The sequence below is a fragment of the Methanobrevibacter sp. genome, assembly GCF_015062935.1.
GTDB lineage: Archaea > Methanobacteriota > Methanobacteria > Methanobacteriales > Methanobacteriaceae > Methanocatella.
Genome location: NZ_SUTM01000005.1, coordinates 125,558 through 131,409, shown reverse-complemented (window position 1 = coordinate 131,409; position 5,852 = coordinate 125,558). Strand labels below are relative to the sequence as shown.

Below are 5,852 nucleotides of genomic sequence, written 5' to 3'. Positions count from 1 at the left end.
ATTCAACTCATTAATAGAAACATCCCTGCCCTCCAAAGAATCCTTCAAAGAACTAATCTCAGCATTCAACTCATTAATAGAAACATCCCTGCCCTCCAAAGAATCCTTCAAAGAACTAATCTCAGCATTCAACTCATTAATATTCAATTTAAAAGAATTTATTAAATTATTTTTGTCGATTATTATCTGATTAAATTTATCAAGTTTATTATTTAAGAAAGATATTTCATTAAGTTTGACATTATTTTCATTTTTCAATAAATCAACAATCTCTCTAAAAGAATCAATTTTAGAATCCTGTTTACTTTTTATCATTTTTTGTTTATCAAAACTGGATTCAACTTCCAATAATAAGAAATCTTTTGTCTTAATAGTTATTTCCTTAAGTGAATTGAATTCTTCTTTAATCAAATTAAACTCTCTTAAACATGTATCTAAATCATTATTTTTTTGTTTAAACTCATCTAACAAATAGATTAATTCATTTTTAATTTCATTAATATTATTTCCATAAGTTATGGAATTACCTCCATCTTTCATTATTTTACCTATTTAAATAATCACTCATTAAATTCATATAATTGCAAAATTCTTAATGAATTTTCAGCACCCGAAATCAACTCAAAAGAAGGTGTTCGACCACCATTCCAAATATTAATCATCTTTTTATCAATCATATGATGATCTCTAGATAGAGGCCTATGCCACAAATAAGGTAAAGAAATCAAAGCTTTATCAGAAATTCTCTCTAATTCATTGAAAAAATCTATCTGTTGTCCAAAAATCCCGACATGTTCTATAACTTGACATGCAATAACTAAATCATAAGATTTATCTTCAATCGGAAATGGTGTTTTACTACAATTATGTAAAATTAATTTACCACATTCAACCGGAAAATCATCAACATAATTTCTAAAATCCATTACATCAGATTCTATTACAAATGGCAACTTATAAGGACCTATTTCGAGAACTGAATTTATATCTCTTAATTCATGTAATTTCATAATTATTTCCATATAATAGTCAAATCTACCTTCATAATAAGGTTCTTCTTTTACAAATTCCTTAAAAATTTCTTCAGTAATTATAGAACTTTTAAAATCCTTAAACATTAACATCCTCACCATAAAATATAAATTTATTATAATATAATTTAAAGCTACTATTATTTAAATCTACGAGTCTTGAAAAACTTTGTTGATTTGAAATTTTTTGATGAACTTTAGTTATAAATTTTTAATTCTGTTTAAAAACAGTTAAATTTAATAAATAATTATAAGTTTTTATTATATGACCAAGTATAAAAACTTTAGAATGATAAAAAAAACATGGCCAAAAAGAGTAACTGATTAATTAACCCCATACACAATCATGCACACTATAAAAAAATACACAAACATGACCCTAATGCGCTAAAAACTATTTAAACTTAATAAAACAAAGGAAAAATAAAAGTTGAAATGCAAATATAATATGATAATACATTAATAAAGAATTTGACAATAAGATGAATTGTAGATTTAGAAATAAAATAAAAATAAGGGTGATTCGAAAATCAAATAATTATCTGACACTCACTAAAATCAAATTACTTTTTGCAAATCCCCCATAATCAATGAAATATTTAAATAATAGTAATAATATATTAGTAAAGTAATTAATTTAAAATTTAATATTAATAAAATACATTCAAATTATGGAGGATTAGAAATGAAAAAATTATCTACAAAAATTGAGGAAACTGAAACACATATTAACTCATTAACTTTAATTGATTATGTGATTGCTATACAATTAGAAAAAATCGAAAATTACCAAAAGGATCCTAGAACTAAAAAAATTACTAATGAAAGTGAAACCGCTATGAAAAATATGGTCGAACTTTTAAAAATAAGAAGTAGTGTTGCAAATAGAATAAATTTATTTAAGTAACTCCACACATCATATTTCAAAAAAGACCTGTTAGATGATTAAATGAGCAATATTCAAGTTTCGATAATAATTCCAGTATATAACCCCGGGAAGTTGCTTATAACGTGTTTAGATTCTGTTAAAAAGCAAACTTTGACCAATATCGAGATATTATGTATTGATGACGGTTCAACGGATAATTCCTATCAAATTTTGAATAACTATTCTCAAAAAGATAAACGATTTAAAATTTTTTCACAAAAAAATTTAGGCGCAGGTTCTGCTAGAAATAAAGGGATTGAAAAAGCAAAAGGTGAATATATAATATTTTTAGATTCAGATGATTGGATCGAATCTGACATGTGTGAAAAATTATATAACTTAGCAAAAAAGCTAGATGTGGACTTGGTTCTTTTTGATACAATTAGGCATCTTGCGGATAACAATTCCAAAACTTTAATTCATTTTCAAAAAGATGAATTTAAAGAAAATTATGAAAATTATATTTTTAACTACACATTTATTAAAGATAAAATAATGAATGGTTTCTATGGAGTTATATGGTCAAAATTTTACCGTGCAAAATTCATTAAAGATAACCACATACAATTTCCAAACCACAAAATGTACAATGATGTTGAATTTCATGTAAAAACATTATTATTAGCTCACAAAATTGCATATTTTCCAAAAATTTTTTATCATTATGTTCGAATAGGCCAATCATCATTACAAACATCATATTCTGGAAGCCCTCATGCAATAGTTTTTTATGAAGTTATTTTAGATATTAAAAAATTTTTAGATGAAACAAAATTTATGAACGAATTTCGCATTGATTTTTTAAGATTTGCATTCATCGAATTTAAAATTAAATTAGAGGAAATTGATAAAAACTATAAAGAAGAATATTTTCAAAAAATTAAAAGTTTTTTTGAAAAAATGTGTATTACTCCAAATGATTTTAAACAAATAAAACTGATGTATTTCATATTTTACATTCATATGATAAATTCTGAAAATTATAATGAATTTATTCAACGACGAAAAAATTTTAAAACAGGATTACTACTCTAAACAAATAAAAAAGAATAATTTCAATAAAAAAAATCAAAATAGTGTTAAATTTTTTTATGGTGTAAATAATGTATAAAATTTCAATAATAATTCCAGTTTATAATACTGAAAAAGTATTAAAGAAAACTATTCAATCAATTATTAATCAAAGTATGGATTTTAAAGATATTGAACTTATAATGATAAATGATGGATCTACAGATAAAAGCGGTTTCATTATGGACGAGTTTTCTTCAAAATATAATAATATTAAATCAATACATTTAGATAAAAATTGTGGTTCCCCTGGAAAGCCAAGAAATATTGGAATAAAAAATGCGCAAGCAGAATATATTATGTTTTTAGACTCAGATGACACATATGATAAATATTCTTGTGAATCATTATACAATACCATCACAGAAGAAAATGTAGATATTGTTGGGGGCATGATGTCCCTTAAACAGGAGAATGGGGACTATCAAGTCTCTATTTCATCATGGGTACCCATTATAGACAACACTAAAGATAATTATGATACTAGAAAAAAAAGAGTGGAAAAAAAATTGTTATCAAATGAGTTATACAAACTTAAATATAACTCAATTGATGATAACCCAAAGTTGATAACTGATTATGGTTTTACAACAAAAATCTTTAAAAAATCATTTCTAAATAAAAATAATATCACTTTCCCCGAAAATCTTAATGGTGGAGAAGATGCAGTTTTTTTATTTAATAGTATGATTAATGCAAAAGGAATAGTTTTTATCAATAAAATTGTGTATTATTACGATACTCGAAGAGATGATAAAAATAATCATTCTTTAACTCATAATACTTCATTAAAAACAATTGAAAGCAGGCCAAAATCATATAAATTAATGTATGATATTTCTAAAAAACATGATAAAAAAGAAATGTTTATAAAAGAATTATTATACTCCAAATTGATGTATTGGTTTAACACTCATTTATTTCATGCCACTAATTTAACTAATAATGAAATATTAAATATTTTAAAATCTAATAATATACTGTTTAAAGAGTGTATTGATTATAATACAAATCTTACGGAATTTTTTAAAAATTTATTTAAAGATATAAAAAATAATAACTTCGAATTAGCTATAAGAAAAATTAATGAAAAACGAACACAATTTTCAAAATTTTTAATTAGCGCAATTGTTCCTATTGAAAATAATAAATTTTATGTTTTTGATATTCTAGACTATTTTTTCAATATTAATTTAAATTTTGAAGATATTGAAATAATTTTTGTTGATAATGGATTAGAAGAGGACACCAAAAGAATCGTGAGCAATCTTGAAATTAAATATGATAATATTAAATCGATATTCTCAAATGAAAATAGCAATTTTAACAACTTAATGAATTTAGCAATACTTAATTCAACTACAAACTACTTAATTTTTTTAAATGAAAATTTTTTAAATTTAAATTATGTAGATTTATTATATGAAACAATTAAAAAATCTAAATTAGATATTGTTTCATTAAAGAATACTAACCTTGAAAAAACCAACCTAGTTGCCAATAACGCTCTATTTAATAATCCTTCAGAATCTAATGTATATATATTTAAAAAAGAATTAATTTTAAAAAATAATATTCGATTTGAAACAAATCAAAATTCATTTATATTAAACTGTTTTAAGATAACTAATAAACATAAAACTATTATCTGTAACTCTAAACTCATTAATCAAAAGAATGCATACGATTTTACAAATACCTCAAACAATTTTAAAAGTGTAAATAATATTTTAGACAATATCATCACTATTGATTTTGATGAAATTGATGAATTTAAGTTTCCAATAGATATTCCATTTGAATTACATGTTAATTATAAAAATATAATTTATTGCTTAATAATTAGATTTTCATCTAAGAATAAAAATTTGATTTGCTTTGGACCGGGTGCTCATGCAAGAAATTCTAAAAATTCAAAAGGGGAACTTGTAAAACCCCCATATTTTGATAGGTGGTCGTGGTATAAATATTTTGATGAATCTTTCATTGCTTATGCAGATCCAATATTTCTTTACGACCCAAAAATAACGTTGGGATGGTTTGTCGGAGATGAACATCAATGGTATTTAGAAACATTATATTTAATTATTAAAAAATTATCAAAACAACAAAAAATATTAAATGAAAACATCCTATTTTATGGTTCTTCAGGAGGGGGATTCGTATCAATAGGATTAGGGACATTAATGAAAGGTTCAAAAGTACTGATTAATAATTCTCAATTTTTTATCATGAATTATGATAAATACCATATTGAAAATTTAATGAGATTATTAAAGCAAAGTTTCAATGAAAATTCAACCGAAATAATAGTGGATATGATTAAATATCGGTTAAATGTTGTTGAACTATTTAAAAAAGAAAAATATATTCCAAAAATTACATATTATTTAAATCTTGAAAGTAACACTGATTTTAACAATCAATATTTACCATTAGTTAACGAACTTTCAAAATTAGATTTTTATAAAAATCAATTAAATGTTAAATTTTATAAAGAAAATAAAGATAATCCCCACGAACCCTTAGAAACAAAAAAAACATTAAAGATTATTAAGCTATTTTGCAAACAAAATTTATTTAATGAAATTTTAAATAATAAAATTATTGACATAAATCATGCTGAAAATTCAAAAAATAAAGAGTTAATAATTGAAAAAAATAAATTTGAATGCAATAAAGAATACATTTTAATTTTAGAAAATAAATTAACCAACTTTTACAAACAATTATCAAATAGTCAAAAAAACGAACAAAACCTCAAAAACCAACTAAACACAACCCTCCAAAACGAACAAAACCTCAAAAACCAACTAAACACA

5 protein-coding genes are annotated in these 5,852 nt (G+C 23.2%); 3 read left to right on the top strand and 2 right to left on the bottom strand.

What is annotated here, in order from left to right; genetic code table 11:
* On the bottom strand, nt 1-540 hold a 540-nt coding region (locus E7Z81_RS03500), incomplete at its 3' end, for a hypothetical protein (RefSeq protein ID WP_292744300.1).
* Nucleotides 541-560: 20 nt separating this feature from the next.
* Nucleotides 561-1,118 carry a hypothetical protein gene (locus tag E7Z81_RS03495; protein WP_292744297.1) on the bottom strand — a complete coding sequence of 186 codons (558 nt, stop codon included), beginning with the start codon at nt 1,116-1,118 and terminating at the stop codon, nt 561-563.
* A 598-nt stretch (nt 1,119-1,716) separates the two neighbouring features.
* On the opposite strand from E7Z81_RS03495, the gene E7Z81_RS03490 reads away from it, so the two are divergent.
* The 3 genes from E7Z81_RS03490 to E7Z81_RS03480 all read left to right on the top strand — a co-directional run.
* Nucleotides 1,717-1,938, top strand: a complete 222-nt coding sequence (locus E7Z81_RS03490; protein WP_292744294.1) for a hypothetical protein — start codon at nt 1,717-1,719, stop codon at nt 1,936-1,938.
* Nucleotides 1,939-1,980: 42 nt separating this feature from the next.
* Nucleotides 1,981-2,994, top strand: coding sequence for a glycosyltransferase family 2 protein (locus E7Z81_RS03485; protein WP_292744291.1), 1,014 nt, complete (start codon nt 1,981-1,983; stop codon nt 2,992-2,994).
* A 68-nt stretch (nt 2,995-3,062) separates the two neighbouring features.
* On the top strand, nt 3,063-5,852 hold a 2,790-nt coding region (locus tag E7Z81_RS03480), incomplete at its 3' end, for a glycosyltransferase (RefSeq protein WP_292744288.1).

Bases quoted from the DNA above. Each gene is read 5' to 3' on its own strand.
- E7Z81_RS03495 (WP_292744297.1), bottom strand. From the start codon at position 1,118: ATGTTTAAGGATTTTAAAAGTTCTATAATTACTGAAGAAATTTTTAAG.
- E7Z81_RS03490 (WP_292744294.1), top strand. From the start codon at position 1,717: ATGAAAAAATTATCTACAAAAATTGAGGAAACTGAAACACATATTAAC.
- E7Z81_RS03485 (WP_292744291.1), top strand. From the start codon at position 1,981: ATGAGCAATATTCAAGTTTCGATAATAATTCCAGTATATAACCCCGGG.